Source organism: Pectobacterium peruviense (assembly GCF_003312355.2).
GTDB lineage: Bacteria > Pseudomonadota > Gammaproteobacteria > Enterobacterales > Enterobacteriaceae > Pectobacterium > Pectobacterium peruviense.
The window spans coordinates 708,978-728,755 of record NZ_CP161826.1; the positions used below are offsets into that span (position 1 = coordinate 708,978).

Consider the following 19,778-nt stretch of genomic DNA (forward strand, 5'->3'; position numbering starts at 1 on the left):
GATAAGTATGGTTATTTATACAGGTAATGTCCAGAGACATCACCTGTATAAAAGACAGAGGGAAATTGGGGTTAATATTCGTCGTGTACGGCAGAAACCACGCGGTTACGGCCTTCCTGCTTGGCTTGATACAGGGCTTTATCTGCCAGCTTGAAAGTATGTTCGATTGATACATCGCTGACGGCCGGTTGCCACAGCGCTACACCCAATGAGATCGTAACACTTCCCACAACAGGAATGGTTGATTCCTGTGTGCGTTGCCGCAGCCGTTCGGCAATGTCGAGTGCCATATCCAGCGTGGTTTCTGGCAGCAGTATCAGGAACTCCTCGCCGCCGCTGCGGCACAGAATATCGGAATCGCGCGAGTTGGTACGAATCAGCTGCGACAAATAACGAATGACGTTGTCCCCCACGTCGTGCCCGTGGGTATCATTGATGCGTTTGAAGCGGTCGATATCCAGAGCGATGACGGCAAAGCTTTTCTGCCCCATTTGCCAATAGCGGAGAGCGCTATCCAATCCACGACGATTGAGCAGTTCGGTCATCGGGTCTGAGTGTGCCTCAGAGCGTAATTTACCGATCTTACGCTGGAGTAAATCGATACCCAGTAACATCGCCTGTTTGAGCTGTGAGGCTTCAAAATACCAAGAATGGATATTTCTAATATCGTCGGAAACGTCCGTCGCATCCATCTTATTGGCGCTGCGTGCCAATAGCCAAAGCGGCTGCGCGATGAGCCGGGCAAGCAGCCAGACGCAGAATATGGTTAAAAGCGCTAGCGGGAGCGTGTGGCGCAGAACGTTCAGCATCAGGCCATCCAGTGGTTTCAGCGTAATTTCTGTCGGGCGTAGAGCCACAATCTCCCACTGTGAGGTGGATTCAACGGCATAGCCCGCGAGCATTTTTTCACCCAGATAGTTCACCATATGCTGGCTGCCATTATCTTCGTGTAGCGCGTCGATCTTCAGGTTATTGGTTTCTGTTTTGCCAATGCGCTCTATATCGCGGTGATACAGCATTTTTTTGTTTTTATCAGTGACGTAGATATAAGAGCCGTCGCGGTAATAGTGTTTATCTAATAGCGTATTGAGAACGCTAGGCTGCTTAAGATAAATCGATCCGCCAACAAAGCCTTTGTATCGCCCATCCCGTGTGAAAATCGGTGAAGATATCAGCACGATGAAGTTATTGGCGGCAGACATATAGGGTTGGCTAATGAGAGGGCGCTTTTCTTTTAAGGCTTCGAGTGCGCCGTCTGTTGTCAGGCTTTTCCCGATTAACTGGAAGGTATCAGGCGACGTGGCTCTAACGATACCTTTTTCATCGGCAATGACGACAGAGTTGAAATTGCTGGTCTGCAGCCGCAGGCGGTCAGCTTCTTTAAACAGACTGACCTTATCATCCATCAGGGGGGCGACAATATTTGCACTGTAGGCTAACTGCTGCTGTGATTCTTTAAAGAAAGAATGGGTCATTGCTGTGAGCTTGGTGGCGTAAACGCGATTGGCCTCAAGCGTGTTATCAATCAGAAGCTCTCGTTGGACGCGATAGCTGGCATAAAAGCTGTTTGCCAGCGTCACCAATGCGCTTGCCACTGCCAGTAATAGGATAAGGCGTCGTAATCCGAAATGTTTGAGTAGTTTAAAAAACATAGTGGCAGTGCGGTACAGTGGCAAAAAATGACCGCTATCATAAGTGTAGATGCCCGTCGGTGCAAAAGAATTGACCAGAAAAATACATTACTGAAGTAGGGCTAACGGCTTGAATTAGAAAATGATATTACATGCCTCTTTATAAGACGAATAGTTGATATTTATCAAAACGCATGGGTTCTTTTGTCTGAAGCGCAGAGCGTGTTTCAACCATGGATAGATAAATCGCGCTACATATTTTCAGCAGGATATTGCTGGGCTTTTACATTAACCACATCGGATGAAGCGGAAAAATCAGGAGTTGACGGCTTCTGCTATGATCCAGACAATCCTTGTTTTTATAAAGTACGGGTAGGTTTTATGGAAGCGTGGCTGGATCATCTGGTTACCCAATCACTCGCGTATTCACTGATCGCCGTCATGCTGGTTGCCTTTCTGGAATCTCTGGCTCTGGTGGGGCTGCTGCTGCCGGGCACGGTGATGATGGCAACGCTGGGGGCGCTGATCGGCAGCGGACAAATGGGGCTGTATCCAGCGTGGGCGGCTGGAATTATCGGTTGTCTGCTAGGGGACTGGATTTCTTATTTTATTGGCATGCGTTTCAAAGCGCCGCTGCATAATTGGTCTTTCCTGAAAAAGTATCAGGCGTTACTGAACAAAACCGAATATGCCCTGTATCAACACCCGATGCCGACAATATTGATCGGGCGTTTTGTTGGTCCAACGCGGCCATTAATCCCGATGGTGGCGGGAATGCTGGGGTTGCCGCCGTATAAATTCGCGGTGCCGAATATCATCGGCTGCCTGCTGTGGCCACCGGCCTATTTCTTACCCGGTATTCTGGCTGGGGTGGCGATTGATATTCCTGCTGGGACGAACAGCGCGGGCTTTAAGTGGTTATTGCTGGCAACCGCCATCGTGGTGTGGGTCGCAGGCTGGTTAAACTGGCGTTGGTGGCGCAGCGATCAGCGTAAACAGCAAGATTGGTTTAGCAAAAAGCTACCGCTTAGACGTCTGCGTTGGGTGGCTCCCGTGGTATCTGTGGCGGCGATTGCATCGTTGATCGTGCTGATTCAGCACCCGTTGATGCCAGTTTACCGTCATCTGTTATGGCAGGTGTTAAACGGGTGAGAGTGGGCAGGCCGGGCAAGACCCCGGCCACGCCATCTAGCAGTAAAACTCGGCGACCTGCTCGAAAATACGCATTTCTTCCCCGTGACGACGCACCTGAAGGACGTCCTCCAGTTTTTCCACCTGACTGATCATCTGCTGTAGTCGCTGGTCATCTTTGACGAGTAGCCAGATTCGGCTTTCTTCACCGTTTGCCAGTGGCATACAGAGAATGCCTTCTACGTTAAATGCCCGGCGGGCAAACAGACCACAAACGTGTGACATCACGCCGGGGTGGTTGCGTACAGAGAGTTCTAGCGTGACCTGATTTGACGTTGGTTGAGTTTGCATAGTCATTAGTCTCCGATCATATCGATGTTCGCTGCGCCCGGTGGCACGATGGGGAAAACTTTTTCATTGGCGTCAATACGTACGTGGATTAACGCTGGGCCCGGCTGGTTAAGCGCTTCTTTCAATGCGGCTTGCGGGTCGGTTGCTGCATTCAGATCGCAGGTTGCAAAGCCGAAACCTGCGGCAATCGCGAGAAAATTGGTGTTGTAGCGGTAATCGGCGGCGAAGATGCGCTGCTGGAAAAACATATCCTGCTGTTGGTGGACCAGACCAAGCGACTGGTTGTTCATCAAGACGATTTTTACATTGAGTCCTTCTTCCGCTGCGGTCGCCATTTCCTGAATATTCATCATCAGGCTGCCATCACCCGAGAAACACACCACGGTACGATCGGGTTCAGCCAGCGCTGCACCAATCGCCGCAGGCAAGCCAAAGCCCATCGTGCCAAACCCGCCGGATGTCAGCCACTGGCGCGGACGACGTAACGGATAAGACTGAGCAACCCACATCTGGTGTTGGCCAACATCAGTCGTGATGATGGCATCATCCGTCAGCGCCTGTGCCGTAGCCTGAACCAGACCATAATGGCTTAATGGATCGTCAGCATTCGGCATGCTGAAGGGGAATTCCTGTTGCAGCCCGCTAACAGTTGCACGCCATACGTCACGCTGCTGTGGGGTGATATGTGGCAGCAGATGATCCAGTGCCTCGGCGACATCCGCATTGATCGCTACGTGCGGCTGGCGGATCTTGCCCAGCTCGGCCGGATCAATATCGATGTGAATGATGCTGGCCTGTGGGCAGAACTGTTCCGCTTTACCAATGGCACGATCGTCAAAACGCGCACCTAGCACAATTAACAAATCCGCCTGTTCTAAGATCAGATTGGTTGATCGTGCGGCGTGCATCCCCAACATACCGAGCGACAGGGGATGATCGACGGGCATGGCACCCAAGGCCATCAGCGTCATGGTGGTTGGCAGGTTAGCGCGTTCCGCCAGTTGAACTGCCTGTTCGTGTGCGACACCGCTAATAATTCCGCCACCCAAATAGAGAATCGGACGCTGGGCTGCGTTAATCATGGCCGCAGCCCGTTCAATTTCCTGTTGAGAAATAGTCGGTGGCGTATCGAGAGGGAAAATGCCTGGCAGTTCGCTCAACTCAATGGTCGCGTTCTGAATATCTTTTGGAATATCGATCCACACCGGGCCGGGACGACCCGACTGCGCGATACGGAAGGCCTCTGGGATCACGCGCGGCAGTTCATTGATATCACGAACCAGATAGTTATGTTTGGTGACGGGAATGGAGATGCCGTACGTGTCGACTTCCTGAAACGCATCGGTACCGATCATGCTAGAAGGCACCTGACCGGTAATACATACCAGCGGGATTGAATCCAGTTTGGCGTCGGCGATGGCAGTAATCAGGTTGGTCGCCCCTGGGCCGCTGGACGCCATACAAACCGCGGCGCGTCCGCTGGCTCGTGCCATGCCTTGCGCCATGAATCCTGCCCCTTGCTCGTGGCGAGCCAAAACATGGCGGATAGTCTGACTTTGGCTCAGAGCATCATATAACGGCAGTGCTGCGCCGCCGGGGATGCCCGCTACGGTGGTGATACCCTGCTGTTCGAGCAGCCGAACAATCAACTGAGCGCCTGTATAACGCATGTTTACATCCTTCATCAGGGCCGGTGCTGGTCGGAGCGGGGAGGGTAGAAACAAGAAACCCCGCTCGGCTGGCGCCGGCGGGGTTTGAGAATCTTCGATTCGGAACCCGTTACGGCGCGCTGCCGACGACGACCACGACGACCACGCGCACGACGACAACCGCGTCAACATGCGCGGTGTTTAGTAGTGCTGAAGTGGAAGAAGAGTAGTGCGTCACGGGAATCCTAATTTATGTTCGGGTTATTTACATTCGAGCGCTTTATGGTTGAGCGTTGTGTTCGAATGAGTAATCAATCGCCAATCCATATAAGCACAGCAGTACAAAAAGACACAATACCCACAAGGGATAAAAACGGAATATGTCGAATTGGTCACAATATATTGATATTTCACTGCGCGATTACCGCTTAAGTTTTCATCTAAAAGCCGGAGAATCGTGACAGTTTTCACAACTGGAACACGGTTTCAATGTTATAAACTATCAAATAATCATTGAGATAGTGGGGTAGCAATAAATGAGTATCTCCCGAACGATGGGGAAAGGCGCGCTGAGCGGCATTTTGCTGATGGCGATGGGGATAAGCCAGGCGATGGCCTGCCAGGCTGGCCCTGCCGACGAGTGGATGCGGGGTATAGAACAGCAGCGTCAGGCGGATTTAGGTAATGGCTGCTATCTCAACCCTATCATCGCGGGCGATCATCCCGACCCTACGATTATCAAAGATGGGGAGGATTACTACATGACGTTCTCGTCATTTGACGATATCCCCGGACTGTTAATTTGGCACTCGCGCGATTTGGTGAACTGGCAGCCGCTTGGCCCCGCGATAACGACGCCCGTTGACGCGATTTGGGCTCCAGATCTAGTGAAGTACAACGATAAATATTACCTCTACTTCACGACGAACCGGATTATCGATGCTAAAGGGACGAAAAAGAAAACGCTGTATGTAATCACCGCCGATGATATTCGCGGCCCGTGGACGCCGCCGAAAGATACCGGCTTGAAAAATCCGGCCAGCGATCCCGGACATGTGGTGGGAGAAGACGGTAAGCGTTACATCTTTATGTCTGGCGGCAACCGTGTGCAGTTAACGGATGACGGGCTGTCGACGGTCGGTGAAATGGAGGTGGTCTATCAGGGATGGCAGTACCCAGAAGAGTGGGATGTGGAAAGCTTCTCGCAGGAAGGGCCGAAGATGCTGCGCCACGGCGATTACTTCTACATGGTGCTGGCGGAAGGCGGCACGGCTGGGCCACCAACGGGGCACATGGTGATTGCGGCTCGATCGAAGTCGATCAACGGGCCGTGGGAAAACTCACCGCATAATCCGATTATTCGCACGCAGGATCGTTCAGAGAAGTGGTGGTCGCGCGGTCACGCGACGCTGATCGAAGGGCCGGATAAAAACTGGTACATGGTGTATCACGGTTATGAAAACGGCTTTATGACGCTGGGACGGCAGGCGATGCTGGAGCCGATTGTCTGGGGTGCTGACGGCTGGTTTACCTCTGCTGGATTCGATACCGGCAAACCGATTCGTAAACCGGAAGGTGGCGAGGCGGTGCCTCACGGTATCGGCTGGTCTGATAGCTTCACTGACGAGAAATTTCCAGCCCGCTGGCATTTTTACCGTGCTAATGCGGAAGAGCTAAAGCGGGTTACGCTCAGCGACGGCAAGCTGCACCTGAAGGCAAAAGGAACGTCGCCGAAAGACAGTGCGCCGCTAACGATGATCCCTGGCGATCAAGCTTACCAAATTGAAGTCACGGCGAATTTCGCCCCTGGAGCACAGGCCGGTTTACTGCTGTTCTACAATGCGAAACTCTACGTCGGGCTGTCGTTTAATCAGGATGGTACGGTGATGCATCGCTATGGGCTGGAAAGGGCAGAGAAGAAACTGCCGCACATTACGGGCAATGAGGTGCAAATTCGGATGAAAAACGATCGTCATATCGTGACGTTTTACACCCGAACCTCTGATCAGGAACCGTGGAAGAAATATCCGGTGCAGATGGAAGTGTCTGGCTACCATCACAACGTGGCGTACGACTTCCTCAGTTTGCGGCCAGCGTTGTATGCGTCGGGCGAAGGCGAGGTCACGTTCAGTAACCTGCGCTATCAGGCTCTGCCTTAACTTCTCAATCCGAAGACGGGCGTGAAACTCCCAGGATGGCGGCGGCATCGGCGCTGCCATCCTGTAACGCTTGAGTCGGCCCATCATAATAAATCTGCCCGTCCACGATCAGCACCGTACGTTTTGCGATCCGCATGGCATCATCCAGATTGTGGGACACCATCAGCAGCGTGAACTGGCGCTCCTCACACACACTTTCAACCAAATCGAGCATCTCCTGACGTAGTGCAGGATCGAGTGCAGAAAACGGTTCATCCAACAGCAGAATGGGCTGGTGACGCACCAGACAGCGTGCTAATGCCGCGCGCTGACGCTGTCCGCCGGACACCTGCGAGGGCAGGCGATCCAGAAGATCTGTCAGACCAACCTGATCGGCAATCTGCCGCAGCGTTTCGCGCTGTGCCGCATTGAGCCGCAGACCAGGGTGCAACCCCAGCGCGATGTTCTGCCCAATCGTCAGGTGAGGAAACAGGTTATTTTCCTGAAACAGAATCGAAACCGGCCGTTTGGCTGGGGGCGTCTCGCGGTGAGATTCACCGTTAAGCCTCAATTCGCCGCTGTCTGCCATCAGAAAGCCAGCCACCAGATTCAGCAGCGTACTTTTCCCCGCGCCGCTGGGGCCGAGGATGGCGATGCGCTCTCCCGGTTTGACGTGAAAATCAAAACGCATGGGTAAGTGCTGATAGAAGTAGGTCAATTTCTCAAGCGCGATCATGACGGCCTGCCAGTTTCTCAATCAGGGTAAATAACATAAAGCACAGCAGCATCAACAACAGTGCCGTGACTGCGCCGTCGGCGCTGCGATAGGAGCCAATTTGCTGGTACAGGTAGAACGGCAGCGTGCGGAATTGCTCATTGCCGAATAGCGCGATAACGCCGAAATCCCCGATCGACAGCACGCAGGCAAAGGCTAACGCTTGCGCGAGCGGCTGTTTCAGCGCGACGAGTTCGATCAACTTCAATCGCTGCCAGCCGCGAATATCCAGTGAAGTACAGAGCCGATTGTAGCGCTCAGCAACGTCCAGCATGGGGTTTTCCAGCACCTTAATGGCATACGGAATTGCCATCAGCGCATTCGTGAACACCACCAGCACGTAGGGGGATTGCGGCAACCCGATGCTGTTATTCAGCAGCAGGAAAAAGCCCGTTGCCAGCACAATACCCGGCATGGCGAGGATGAGCATACCGCTCAGATTCATCAACTGCCCGTAGAGTGGCTTCTGGCGTAACTTGAGCTCGCGGCTGCTCCAAAGCAGCATCATGGTCAGCACCAGACACAGCAATCCTGCGCTTAAGGCAATACGTAGCGAGGTAAACAGCGTTTGCCAGAGCACAGGCTGTTGCAGCACGGAAACCAATGAGCGGTTCACGCCATCAACCACCACGGCCAGCAAGGGGGGAACAACCAGCAACAACAGCGCGCCGATCAGCAGGCCGTCAGTGAGGCGGCTTAAGGCGCTATCCTGCGGGTTACGCCAGGCAAGCTGCTGCGTACTGCCGACAGGCAAAATACTCCCCAACCGCTGGCTCAACAGCACCAAACCGAGACAACAGACCATCTGAATTAATGCCAGCAGTGCCGCGCGTGCTGGATCGTAATCAAAGCTCAATGCCTGATAGATAGCCAGTTCAATCGTGGTCGCCTGCGGGCCACCGCCTAGCGACAGAACGGTGGCAAAACTGGCAAAGCAGAGCATGAAAATCAGCGCGCCAGTGGGTAAAATCTGCCTGCGCAGCGCAGGCCATTCCAACAGACGGAAATGCTGCCAGCTGTTCATGCCCAGATTGGCGGCTAACTGACGCTGCTCGGTGGCAATGCCTTCCAGTGACTGCAACAACAGCCGAGTTGCCAGCGGCAGATTGAAGAACACATGCGCCAGCAGGATGCCTTGCAATCCATAAGGCGAAAAGGTGTATTTCAGATCAAGCCAGCCCAGCGCAGAGGCCAGCCAGCCTTGTCGGCCATACACGCTGAGCAGGCCAAAAACGGCTACCAGCACGGGCAGCACCAGCGTCATCGCGCACAGGCGCAGTAGCCAGCGGTGGCCGGGGAAGCGCCGTCGATACAGCGCTCTGGCAAGAAAAATCGCCGGAACGGTAGAAAATAGCGCAGATAGAAAGGCCTGCCAGAAGGTAAACCGAATGACATGCCAGAGATAGCTGTCATGCCATAGTGTGCGCCACTGACTTTCTGGCGCCTGTATCCACAGTGCGCCAAAAGCCAGTACGGCAACGGAAATTAACAGCGTGGTGGCCAGTAGCCCTGGCCACAGACGTCCGCCGATCAGTGGCTGACGGCGCGTTGCCATGCCTGAATCCACTGCGTCCTTTGGTCGGCAACATCCTGCGCGCTGAACTGCATGGCTTTCTCAGGAACCGCGAGCGTCGCGAAGCCTGCTGGCAGTTCGGTTTTAATGGCCGGATACATCCAGTTGGTGGTGGGAATAGCCTGTTGGAAGGTTGGGCTCAGGATGAACTGCATAAAGCGTTTTGCCAGCTCAGGATTTTTGCTGGAAGCCAACTGCCCGGCGATTTCGATTTGCAGATAATGCCCTTCGCTAAAGGTGGCTGCCGCGTAGTTGTCTTTCTTCTCTTCGATAATGTGATAGGCCGGTGACGTGGTATAGCTCAGCACCAGATCCGCTTCCCCTTTAAGGAACAGACCATAGGCTTCGCTCCAGCCTTTGGTCACGGTAACGGTTTTTTTCGCCAGCTTCTGCCAGGCTTGCGGCGCATCGTTGCCGTACACTTTCTGCATCCACAGCAGCAGACCTAACCCTGGCGTGCTGGTACGCGGGTCCTGATAGATCACTTTCCACGGTGCGTTGCTGTCCACCAGCTCATGCAGGCTTTTCGGCGGGTTCTTCAGCGTGTCTTTGTTATACACAAAGGCGAAATAGCCGTAGTCGTAAGGGATGAACGTTTTATTGCTCCAGCCGCCCGGCACCGTGACGGCGCTGGTGTCCTGACCGTGTGGCGTAAACAGGCCAGTTTGCTCAGCAGCCTGCAACAGGTTGTTGTCCAGCCCAAGAATGATGTCCGCTTTGCTGTTTTTGCCTTCCATACGCAGACGGTTCAGCAGCGATGCACCATCCTCCAGTGCGACGAAATTCAATTCGCACTCGCACTCTTTTTCAAACGCGGTCTTGATGACGGGGCCTGGGCCCCATTCTGAAGCGAATGAGTCATAGGTATAAACGGTAAGCGCGGGCTTGGCGAAGGCGGATGCTGAGAGCAGTAATAGACAAGGCAGGCTGGTTTTCAGCACGATGGCTGAACGATGTAATAATTGATTTAACACTTTGCACTCCTGAGAATCATAGGGTGGCAAAGGACTTCGAGGCAGCAATAAGCCGCACTCTCAAATCCCTTCGCCGGTATTAACCGGATCAGGTTCGACGGGTATCTTCTCAGCGAAAAATTTTCCGCACCCCGTTGAGAACGGCTCATTGTAAAGGGTTAAGTCGGGTAGCGAAAGGTTCTCCGTGTTCCGGCGGCGCGAACCAGGCTTATATGCACACTTGGACGCCGCAGTACGTGCGCAATTTCGCTTAACGTGATGGCTGTTGTTGTCCTGTCTGTGGACATTCACCATTTCACGGCTTCCTTCTCGATTAGCGCGGTACACCAGTCGATAAAGGCGCGGATAGCTGGCGAGAGGTGGCGGCTTTGCGGGTAGAGGATGAAAATAGGTTCACGCGGTGCTTCGATATCAGGAAGCAGCCGGACAAGATGCCCATCAGAAAGTTGCTGGCGTACCATATAACTGGCAATGCGTAGTAGACCCAGACCCGCTATGCCAGCGGTGAGATAGGCATCGGTGTCATTTACGCTGATCTGTCCTGCTAGCGGAATCGCTACGGTGTGTGCCTCATCGTGAAACCCCCAGTTCGTCGAATGACCAGTCCGGCTGTGGATATACCCTACTGCGGTATGCTCTTTGAGCGAGTCCAACGTTGTGGGGTATCCATGCTGTTCGAGATAGCGTGGGGAAGCGCAGATAGTCCACTGGAACGTACCGAGGCGCCGTGCGACCAGTCGTGATAACGGCGGTTCTCCGGTTCTGATGACACAATCGATACCCTGCTGGACAATATCCACAGTGGCATCACCCAGGTGGAAGTCCAACCTTATTCCAGGATGACGTTCACAGAAGTCGGGTAGTGCCGGGATCAGGAAATTTTTGACCAGAGAAGGTGTCGCCCCGATTCTGATCGTTCCCTGTAGTTCCTCCTTTTGCTGTGCCGTTACGCTTTCCGCCGCGTGCACATCCCGCAAGATCGCTTTGCAACTGTCGTAATAGCGCAGGCCAACATCCGTAATACTGAGTGCTCGCGTCGTTCGGTTGAGTAACCGAGCGCCAAGATGTGATTCGAGTTCTTTGATGCTACGGGTGACGGTGGATGGCAGAACATGCAGGGTTTCCGCCGCTTTTTTGAAACTACCCGCATCGACCACACGGATAAATGTTTCCATGGCCTGAAACCGATCCATACGATGATGTCTCCCCATTTGCGATGAAACGTTGATAAGACGTACTGCCGTATTAGCAGCTATATCACCTTATCGTTTGATTTTTTCAAATTATGAAGTGATGTGGCTGAATCTTATCATCTGCATATTTTTGTATAACATGATACTTGAACTCTAAATATCCTTGTACTGACAAGTCTTATCAGACCAAGGGCATGTTAGCACACTGAATGCATGGGGGCGTTCATCACTCCCTGTGATAGAGATAATTTGAAATTTTGAAGGAGTTAAGGCGTGAATGACCGCGGAACAGTATTGAAAGATATTCTTGTACTTGGCGCAGGGCAACTCGGTATGGCGGTATTGCGTGCTCTTGCACCGCGTGTGCGTGCGCGTGCCTTGCCGTTGTCGGTCACGGTACTCGTCTCACCGGACACCGTTAACGATCCGTCGGAGCAGGGTATGGCTACACTGACCGAACTTAGTGCATTAGGGGTTGACGTTATCGGGTTTGATCTGGCCTCTGATGAATACGCTCTGACGGGGCTTTTCAAGCATTATAAGACGGTATTGAACTGTTCGGGATTCGTAGCAGGGCCGGGCACTCAAATGAAAATAACCAGAGCGGTGTTGGCTGCCAACGTCGCGCGCTATTTCCCTTGGCAATTCGGTGTTGATTATGACGTCGTGGGTCGAAAAAGCGGCCATCCGGTTTTTGATGAACAGTACGACGTGAGACAGTTGCTACGTAGCCAACAGAGTACCGAATGGGTGATTGTTTCGACTGGTATGTTCACGAGTTTCCTGTTTGAGCCCGCCTTCGATGTGGTGGATCTGGAGCGCGGAATCCTTCACGGTCTGGGAAGTTGGGATACGAAAGTGACTGTGACGATCCCCGAAGACATTGGTTGGCTCACGACTGAAATCTTGTTGGCCGAACCACGATTGGCTAATGAGGTTGTCTACGTGGCAGGTGACACGATCTCATACGGGCAACTTGCCGATGTCGTTGAACGTATCACGGGGAAGATTTTTGAGAAGACACTATGGACTCTGGACAAATTGCGCAGGGATCTGAAGGTGGCTCCAGATGACGCAATGGCGCGCTATCGGGCCGCGTTTGCTTTGGGGGAGGGGATGTGGTGGGACAAATCCGGCACGTTCAATGAACGTAAGGGTTACGAGACGGTCGACGTCGAGCATTTCTTACGGATGCAGTTGCAAAAATAGGCCGAAAGGTGCGGAGCGATTCAACGCGCCCCGTACTTTTTCCAAATGCAGTTAGTGTTCCGGCGGTGCAAACCAGGCGGATTTAAAATCAAACCAGCCCAGCATATTCATCCTGACGCCGCGCATGCTGCGCTGCCCTTGAAGTTGTAGCCAGTGATGCAATAACGGATGCAGTTGCCCACTCTTGATGAGTTTTTCACTCCATTCCGCCATCGGGAGCGTGTGATTACGCCACTGTTGTGCGTCTGTCGCTAGATCGTCATTCAGGCAATGTTGCACGAGTGGCAGTTCATAAAGCATGGCGAACAGAGAGAATTCGAGCGGCAGATAACAATTCAGGCTGCCAAACCAGATATCGCTTTCAGCATTGCCCTGATACCAGTCTTCGTAGCTGATAGTTTGAACGTGCAGAGTGACGCCCTGTTGCGCCAGCAGCGTGCGCATAATCTCGCTTAATATCCGGTACTCTGGGTGTTCCTGATAGAACGTGAGCGTGACGTCGGTTAGCCCATCGGGAATGGACTGTGGTGTATCAGGATGATGGTGATGCCAGCGTGGCAGCAGGCTATAGGCGGGCGACCAGTCGCGCTGGTTGCTGGTATTGGCGTGGCTGAGCAGCGAAATAGGGTTAAATACCTGCCTGAGCCATTGCAGCGCTTCTGGACGCTGGTTCAGCGGCGAGCGTTTGTCGAATAACAGGAAATAACCCCCTTCTTCCATTCGGCTTTCCAACTGCTCATGGTGAGAATCATCAGACTGGAATTGGACAGACACCGGCATTTCTTCCGGCTCGTCCGGCAAGACCCAAATGTTGACCTCATCAATCAGCGCCCGATAGCCAAAATAATCATCGAAGGCACAAATTTTCAACTGGTTGCTGTTGTTGCGTACCACCGCGTAAGGCCCGGTGCCAATCGGGTGTTGGGCGAAATTCGGCAGCGTTTGCCACTCCTGCGGCAAAATCATGGCGTGCACGCTGGCCAAGAGCCACGGCAGCCATTTATCTGGGGTGCTCAGCCTGATATCAATCACAAACGGCATCGGTGAGGTCACGGTTTCAATGTGAGAGAACAGCGGGAGCGGAGTGAGTCGTAATAATGAGGTGGTGATATCGTCCATCGTGAGTTCACGACCGTGATGAAAACGGATGGCCGGACGCAGATAAAAGCGCCAGTGCAGGGGAGATAGACTCTGCCAGTGATGAGCTAAATCGGGTTTCAGTTCCCCATTTTCCTCATTTATATTGGTCAGCCCGCTGAAAATTTGCCGTGCAATATGCATTTCCGAGCGTCGCAGTGCTGAACTGGGCAGTAAATTGCGTAATGGGCGGTAATAAAGGATGCGCAGAATATGCTTCCCTTGCCGGAAACTCCGCCCAAGGTGAGCCAATAGCATCTGGCGCACCGCTTCTTTGTCACCGACCAACTGCACCAACTGCTCAATACGATCCTGTTCTAGCAAATCTTCGGCACGCTGTTGTTGTAGGGCTAATCCGGTATACACAAAGGAGAGTTGCGAGCGTTTTCCTCTTCCCGCTTCGGCCTGCCAGATGAGCCAGCCTGCTTGCTGCATCGCATTCAGCAATGAACGGATATGGCGGCGTGAGCAGTTCAGTACCCCCGTCAGCTCTTGCAGCGTGGTGTCGGTGGTTTGTCCCTGAAAGTGTTGCCACAGGCGGATGAACTGTTGTTGCAATCGAGGCGAAGACATAAAAGAGGAACTCCCTGCACTAAAGCCATCAATTTATCTTTCCCTATATTACGTCGATACTTTCTAACAAGGAAAGAGAGGAGGTGGCTCATGACAATTTCCCGTTTGTCCCAGTTCTATCGAACCTACTTATCGACTTGTAAAGCGAAGTGGTTGCGATGGATGTCTACCCAACAGCGCGTTGCATTATTGCAGCAGGCGACGCAGTGGCACCTGAACGAAATGTCCGACGATGAATACCGTCATTGGCTCTAGGTGGTGCTAGGAAATGTATTCTGAGTAATGGTGATGTTTCACCAACCAGCGAGTTTTCTCGCTGGTTTTTTTTATGGTGCAGATCTGCTTTATCGCTTTTTGGGGTTTTGCTGATGGTCTGAGTGACTAAAGGGTCCCGCTTAGAAGCCATCAAGCAGGAAATCAACGGCGTCTTTGATTGTTTTTCGGTACATCTGCGCATCCATAACTTCATGACCACATTGCGAGCGGCGGACGCTCGCCATTTCATGGGTCATTATCAGATAGTCATCGCCTTCGACAGTGATTATCGGCGTTAGCCTTCGGGCTGGTGCTTTGGTAATTTTGTTCAGTGGAAATAAAGGTATCACCAGTCGGGTATGTAACTCCCCGATGATGTCACTTTGGACATTGAGCAGGTAGGGGTATGAGTGGCTGTTACCGTTATTACGGTAAATTTTATATTGCATGCTTAAAACGTCCTGTCATCGTCGGACAATAGGCCGTGTTTATCTGTAATGTGGTTTAGTTCCTGCAATGCTTTTTGGTTCTGTTGCTTCCATTTTTCTCCCTCTGAAAGGCGAATTTCTCTCTTCAGCGCTTCGGTGAGTATTGCGGATAGATTAATTCCGGCTTCACGTGCCTGCTGAAGCAACATGGGTTCCAGTGTCACACTGACTGTTTTTTTATGACGAACACTTGTTACGGGCATAGTGCCTCCAAAAAATTACACGTGTAACAGCACGTGTAATGATTATGCGTTTGGTTCTGGCATATCGCAACCCTTGTGAGAATGAAATATACCCGCTTATTTCTCTGAAAATTAAACGACGTGATGAGCCTGCGTGCGGTTTCGCAAAAGCAGGTTGAGAAGAAGAGAGGAAGTCTGCCTGCAGAGGGCGGTATGCAAATAGTGCTAACGTGCGGATGATTTAATACCAAAAATAAAATATTAGAATGGAATCCATTGTCATTAAAATTAAACAATTCTATGAATGTGTTTCTATACTAATAATGACGTGTAGTAGCCAAGATAATTCGATAACCTTATGTAATAGTTTATGATTTGAACTGTTTTTAATTGAAATGATTATCGTTGAAATAATGCTTTTCGTGATGGCGATCTTGTAGATAGAATTATTTTTAGAGGTTCCTATTTTTTCTCTCGCACTTAACGCGCGTTGTTATAATATTTAAATAATGTGTAACACGTGGTGGCGTTTTATTTTTCCTTGTTTACCTGAAATTTACTTCACAGCAACTTTCTGAATAACTCGACGGATGTAAAAATGAGCGATGTACCGTATCAGTCAATAGCGCTTTACGAAAAACCAGAACCTTGGCACTCCTCCCCTGGAGTACATAATATTAAGTTGACGCCTCTTTTTATTATTGTTTTTTCTGGTGTTTTACTGCTCTTTGCCGTTGCTGTCGCAACATCATCCTACTTTTTAAAGCAGGCGGAGTTGTCATTAAATGAATCAACTCTGGAACTGAATGTTCGGATGGAGTTAGTTGATAGCGCTAACCATATGCGTGCGGCGCGTATGAATTTGCTGCATGCCGTGAACCATTTACATAATGGTCTTACTGACAATTACAACGCCAGCATGAAAGCCGCAGAAGAACGGTTGGTGATGTCGCAGCAAATGTTTAACGGATATCAAAATAGAGCGGCCCGTTCTGATGTTGAACTCGCCCGTGATAATGAGCTAAAGGCGCGTTATAGCGATTATGTTGAACGGGGTACTAAGCCCATGTTTGACATAGCGAAAAAAGGCAATGTTGAGGAACTCAATGCGTTTGAGTCGACGACCATGTCTAAATTGGATGATGAGTATGATGTACCGCTGAAAGCGTCTTACCTTTATCGGGTTGATATGGCCAAAAACATTAATTTGACGGCTGAAAGACACTCAACGCTGGGATACACGCTCATGACGGGCGCATTTATTCTTGCCATCGTGTTAACAGGTATGACGTTCTTATTAATTCGCCGAGTTATTATTAACCCAATTCAGTATTGGGTATCGCGTATACAGGCGATCGCGCAGGGAGACTTGACGCGCGCGCGTGTAGATGTGGGGAGAAATGAAATCGGCATTTTGGGGGACAATATCCAGCAAATGCAGGATTCACTCTCAGAGACAGTAGGCTCGGTGCGCGATAGTGCGGAGTCGATTCACAGTAGTTCGACGAAAATCGCTGCCGGCAATACAGATTTGTCCGCACGAACAGAGCAGCAGGCCGCGGCGCTGGCAGAAACGGCTGCCAGTATGGAACAGCTCACGGCGGCGGTGAAACAAAATACCGATAATGCGCATCATGCCAGTAAGGCAGCGACGGATACGTCATCTAAAGCGGTGAACGGTGGCGGCATTGTGGAACAGGTTGTCGGTTCTATGGATGACATTGCCAAGAGTTCAGGCAAAATTTCTGAGATTATCTCGCTCATCAATGGGATTGCATTTCAGACCAATATTCTGGCGCTGAATGCGGCAGTAGAAGCTGCCCGTGCGGGTGAGCAGGGCAAAGGATTCGCGGTAGTTGCAGGAGAAGTGCGTAATCTGGCACAGCGCTCTGCTAACGCAGCAACGGAGATTGCCGCATTGATTAAAGAATCTGAAGCCAGAGTGACGGAGGGAACGACGCTGGCCTCTGAAGCGGGTAAAGCGATGGCTGAGATTGTCGCCGAAATTAATAACGTCACCCGAATCATGAATGAGATTGCGCTGGCTTCCGATGAGCAAAGCAGCGGCATCAATCAGGTGTCGTTAGCGATATCAGAAATGGATCGGGTCACGCAACAAAATGCGACGCTGGTGTTGGAAGCCTCCTCGTCTGCCGCATCGCTGGAGCAGCAGGCTGAGCTGTTAAATCTTGGGGTATCCCGGTTTCACCTGATGTAATCCCGTTGGTAAAAAAGCCAGAGCGGTAAAAAGCAGAGATGTATCATTGAACGCCGGCGGCTTGTGTCGCTGGCTTTTTTTTCGACGTTTTTTCCAGCATGGGATGTTAATCCGCTTCTGATAGAATCAATGAAACAGGTACACTGTTTCTGGATGATGAAGCTTCGCTATTGCTTCTCTGCCAGAGCAATTTTGTACAAACGATAAGAGGATTGATGCGTGCATAAAAAGCCGGTTGCGCAAGAGCAGACAAACTTCAGGCACCTTGACGCACTCGGCGGTCTGGATATGTTGCAGGCGCAGTACTACCAGCAGCGTTTTCCTCGTCATGTTCATGATACCTATTGCATCAGCGTGATTGAACAGGGTGCTCAACGCTTTTATCGTTCAGGTGCAGAGCACGTTGCGCCGAAAGGCGACATCATCCTGGTGAATGCGGACGATGTGCATACGGGAAGTTCTGAGGTAGAAACCGGCTGGGCCTATCGAGCCATTTATCCTCATCCCGATCTTTTTCGTTCGATTAATCAGGATATTCACCGCTCAAAGGACGCCATTCCGTGGTTTCCTGATGCTGTTGTTCACGACCCCGGGCTGGCGGATCAGTTACTGATGACGTTCAATATGCTTGCTCAGCCGGGCAATATGCTATTGAAAGAAACGCTGCTGCTGTCTTCATTAACCTGGTTGACGATGCGCTATAGCAAGACTCGCCTGACGCCACAGATGCTTCCCATTGCGACTCAAAACATATTGAATGTTAAAGCCTTTATGGACAGCTATCCTGAGAGAGAACTGGCTCTTGTTGAACTGGCAGAACTCGCTGAACTGAGTGTGTGGCACTTCTTACGGCAGTTTAAAGCGGTTGTTGGTATTACACCTCACGCTTACTTGATTCAAGCGCGTCTGCGCAAGGCGAAAGGCCTATTGCGTAAAGGCAATACTATTCTTGATGTGTCGGTGCAGTGTGGGTTTACCGACCAGAGTCACTTCCATCGTCATTTCAAAAATTCGTTGGGGCTGACGCCAGGCGAGTTTGCTAAAGGCAACGCATAACCCGTCATACCTCAAGTTGCCTGTGCGTTGTTCAAAACGTTAACGTTTTGTCCTGAAACTCGAATTATTTAGGGTATTAATAGGCTCGTTCTCGATTCTGAGGCGCAGCAACTTTATCCAATACTATTAAAAAGCGTTTTGTTAATTTCCCGCTATCGATTTATTTATGGTAGTGCAATGTTATATGGAAAACACCGTAACGCGTTCATCGTCGGCAGCTAAAGACACGGTTAGCCCGTGGAAGCACTTTATGACTGGCGTGGTTGAAATGCTTCCTCTCTGTTTATCGGTTGTGCCCTGGGGGATTCTTGCTGGCTCGATGGCTATCCAATCGGGATTATCTGTCGGACAAAGTATCGGGATGTCCGCCATTATTTTCGCGGGAGCGGCGCAATTAGTCTCGTTAGGGTTGCTCATGTCTGGGGCGAATGTCGCGACGCTATTAATCTCCGTTTTCTTTATCACCGCACAGCACTTGATATATGGCCTGACGTTGCGAGAATACGTTTCAACCTTGAAATTAAGAAAACGGCTACCTATTGGGTTTTTATTATCAGATGAGCTTTTTGCGCTCAGTGAAAAGAAAGATAGAAAGAACAATGTCAGCGCCAGTTATTTAATCGGTGCAGGTGTCACGTTTTATATTTTTTGGAATATCTTTAGCATTCTTGGCGTGCTCATGGCGTCTGCAGTGCCTGACTTAGATAAGTACCACCTTGATTACTCTATCGTTGCTACGTTCATCACCATCGTTGTGCCGATGATCAAGACGATCAGTACTTTCTCTGGCGTTTTGTTCTCTCTGCTGCTGTCTATGTTATTGACCTATTTCAAGATAGAAGGTGCCATCGCGATTGCCGGTGTCGGTGGTATGTTTTTCTCGGTGTTCATCGCATCTATGCTTAAGGAAGAAAAATGAGTTGGTTATTGATATTCGTTCTGTCGGGGATCGTGTTTTTTAATCGCTATATCTTTCTTGAGCCTGCTGTTCCGGTAAAAATCCCTGTTTTACTCCATCGTGCTTTAAAGTATTCCGCACCCTGTTTACTCACTGCGATTTGTGGGCCGATTATTTTAATGGAACATGGCGTTATTCGCGCCTTTCCTGATAATCCTTATTTCCTCGGCGCGATTGTGAGTGTCGTGATTTCATTTTTTATCAGAAATATTGTGATCGCAGTACTCCTGAGTATGCTGGCCTTTTATATGATTGCTGCCTTGCTTTAGCGCTTAATTTAAAAAAGA

Annotated in this window: 18 protein-coding genes and 1 riboswitch; of the genes, 8 read left to right on the top strand and 10 right to left on the bottom strand. The window is 51.0% G+C overall.

Features of this window, described 5'->3' with window-relative positions; translation table 11 throughout:
• Positions 1-71: 71 nt before the first annotated feature.
• Positions 72-1,652 carry a sensor domain-containing diguanylate cyclase gene (locus tag DUT67_RS03230; protein WP_113632737.1) on the bottom strand — a complete coding sequence of 527 codons (1,581 nt, stop codon included), beginning with the start codon at positions 1,650-1,652 and terminating at the stop codon, positions 72-74.
• A gap of 360 nt (positions 1,653-2,012) precedes the next feature.
• Here DUT67_RS03230 and DUT67_RS03235 point away from each other — a divergent pair, with 360 nt between their 5' ends.
• Positions 2,013-2,783 (top strand): DedA family protein, encoded by a 771-nt coding sequence (locus DUT67_RS03235; RefSeq protein WP_113632738.1) that lies wholly within the window; start codon positions 2,013-2,015, stop codon positions 2,781-2,783.
• Positions 2,784-2,819: 36 nt separating this feature from the next.
• Here the strand turns inward: DUT67_RS03235 and ilvN are convergent, their stop codons facing one another.
• Positions 2,820-3,113: an acetolactate synthase small subunit gene (gene ilvN, locus DUT67_RS03240; RefSeq protein WP_011095347.1), complete on the bottom strand. Its 294-nt coding sequence runs from the start codon at positions 3,111-3,113 to the stop codon at positions 2,820-2,822.
• A gap of 5 nt (positions 3,114-3,118) precedes the next feature.
• The gene (gene ilvB / locus DUT67_RS03245) at positions 3,119-4,783 is read right to left on the bottom strand and encodes an acetolactate synthase large subunit (RefSeq protein WP_189339539.1); all 1,665 of its coding nucleotides are present in this window, start codon (positions 4,781-4,783) and stop codon (positions 3,119-3,121) included.
• Between the two features lie 515 nt (positions 4,784-5,298).
• Here ilvB and DUT67_RS03250 point away from each other — a divergent pair.
• A complete protein-coding gene (locus tag DUT67_RS03250) occupies positions 5,299-6,921 on the top strand; it encodes a family 43 glycosylhydrolase (protein WP_113632740.1) in 1,623 nt (540 codons plus the stop codon).
• 4 nt (positions 6,922-6,925) lie between these two features.
• On the opposite strand, the gene thiQ is transcribed toward DUT67_RS03250, so the two are convergent.
• The 4 genes from thiQ to DUT67_RS03270 all read right to left on the bottom strand — a co-directional run bounded on the left by thiQ (position 6,926) and on the right by DUT67_RS03270 (position 11,415).
• The gene (gene thiQ / locus DUT67_RS03255) at positions 6,926-7,636 is read right to left on the bottom strand and encodes a thiamine ABC transporter ATP-binding protein ThiQ (RefSeq protein ID WP_113632741.1); all 711 of its coding nucleotides are present in this window, start codon (positions 7,634-7,636) and stop codon (positions 6,926-6,928) included.
• The gene (gene thiP / locus DUT67_RS03260; protein ID WP_113632742.1) at positions 7,623-9,230 is read right to left on the bottom strand and encodes a thiamine/thiamine pyrophosphate ABC transporter permease ThiP; all 1,608 of its coding nucleotides are present in this window, start codon (positions 9,228-9,230) and stop codon (positions 7,623-7,625) included. Before thiP ends, thiQ begins: the two co-directional genes overlap by 14 nt.
• Entirely contained in the window at positions 9,206-10,189 is a 984-nt protein-coding gene (gene thiB / locus DUT67_RS03265) for a thiamine ABC transporter substrate binding subunit (RefSeq protein WP_145984881.1), read from the bottom strand. The genes thiP and thiB overlap by 25 nt, the downstream gene beginning before the upstream one ends.
• 80 nt (positions 10,190-10,269) lie before the next feature.
• Positions 10,270-10,366, bottom strand: a riboswitch (TPP riboswitch).
• Positions 10,367-10,509: 143 nt separating this feature from the next.
• Positions 10,510-11,415 (bottom strand): LysR family transcriptional regulator, encoded by a 906-nt coding sequence (locus tag DUT67_RS03270; RefSeq protein ID WP_113632744.1) that lies wholly within the window; start codon positions 11,413-11,415, stop codon positions 10,510-10,512.
• 333 nt (positions 11,416-11,748) lie between these two features.
• On the opposite strand from DUT67_RS03270, the gene DUT67_RS03275 reads away from it, so the two are divergent.
• A complete protein-coding gene (locus tag DUT67_RS03275) occupies positions 11,749-12,624 on the top strand; it encodes an aromatic alcohol reductase (protein WP_368350133.1) in 876 nt (291 codons plus the stop codon).
• Between the two features lie 51 nt (positions 12,625-12,675).
• Here the strand turns inward: DUT67_RS03275 and sgrR are convergent, their stop codons facing one another.
• Positions 12,676-14,334: an HTH-type transcriptional regulator SgrR gene (gene sgrR, locus DUT67_RS03280; RefSeq protein ID WP_113632746.1), complete on the bottom strand. Its 1,659-nt coding sequence runs from the start codon at positions 14,332-14,334 to the stop codon at positions 12,676-12,678.
• A 90-nt stretch (positions 14,335-14,424) separates the two neighbouring features.
• On the opposite strand from sgrR, the gene sgrT reads away from it, so the two are divergent.
• Positions 14,425-14,589, top strand: a complete 165-nt coding sequence (gene sgrT / locus DUT67_RS03285; RefSeq protein ID WP_048262378.1) for a glucose uptake inhibitor SgrT — start codon at positions 14,425-14,427, stop codon at positions 14,587-14,589.
• Between the two features lie 140 nt (positions 14,590-14,729).
• On the opposite strand, the gene DUT67_RS03290 is transcribed toward sgrT, so the two are convergent.
• Positions 14,730-15,038, bottom strand: a complete 309-nt coding sequence (locus DUT67_RS03290) for a CcdB family protein (RefSeq protein WP_113632747.1) — start codon at positions 15,036-15,038, stop codon at positions 14,730-14,732.
• 2 nt (positions 15,039-15,040) lie between these two features.
• Positions 15,041-15,280, bottom strand: a complete 240-nt coding sequence (locus tag DUT67_RS03295) for a type II toxin-antitoxin system CcdA family antitoxin (protein WP_048262374.1) — start codon at positions 15,278-15,280, stop codon at positions 15,041-15,043.
• 577 nt (positions 15,281-15,857) lie between these two features.
• On the opposite strand from DUT67_RS03295, the gene DUT67_RS03300 reads away from it, so the two are divergent.
• The 4 genes from DUT67_RS03300 to DUT67_RS03315 all read left to right on the top strand — a co-directional run bounded on the left by DUT67_RS03300 (position 15,858) and on the right by DUT67_RS03315 (position 19,760).
• Complete coding sequence (locus DUT67_RS03300) at positions 15,858-17,477, top strand: methyl-accepting chemotaxis protein (protein WP_113632748.1); 1,620 nt, start codon at positions 15,858-15,860, stop codon at positions 17,475-17,477.
• Positions 17,478-17,696: 219 nt separating this feature from the next.
• Entirely contained in the window at positions 17,697-18,533 is an 837-nt protein-coding gene (locus tag DUT67_RS03305) for an AraC family transcriptional regulator (protein ID WP_048262372.1), read from the top strand.
• Positions 18,534-18,717: 184 nt separating this feature from the next.
• Positions 18,718-19,452 (top strand): AzlC family ABC transporter permease, encoded by a 735-nt coding sequence (locus DUT67_RS03310; protein WP_113632842.1) that lies wholly within the window; start codon positions 18,718-18,720, stop codon positions 19,450-19,452.
• Positions 19,449-19,760: an AzlD domain-containing protein gene (locus DUT67_RS03315; RefSeq protein ID WP_113626837.1), complete on the top strand. Its 312-nt coding sequence runs from the start codon at positions 19,449-19,451 to the stop codon at positions 19,758-19,760. Before DUT67_RS03310 ends, DUT67_RS03315 begins: the two co-directional genes overlap by 4 nt.
• Positions 19,761-19,778: the final 18 nt, after the last annotated feature.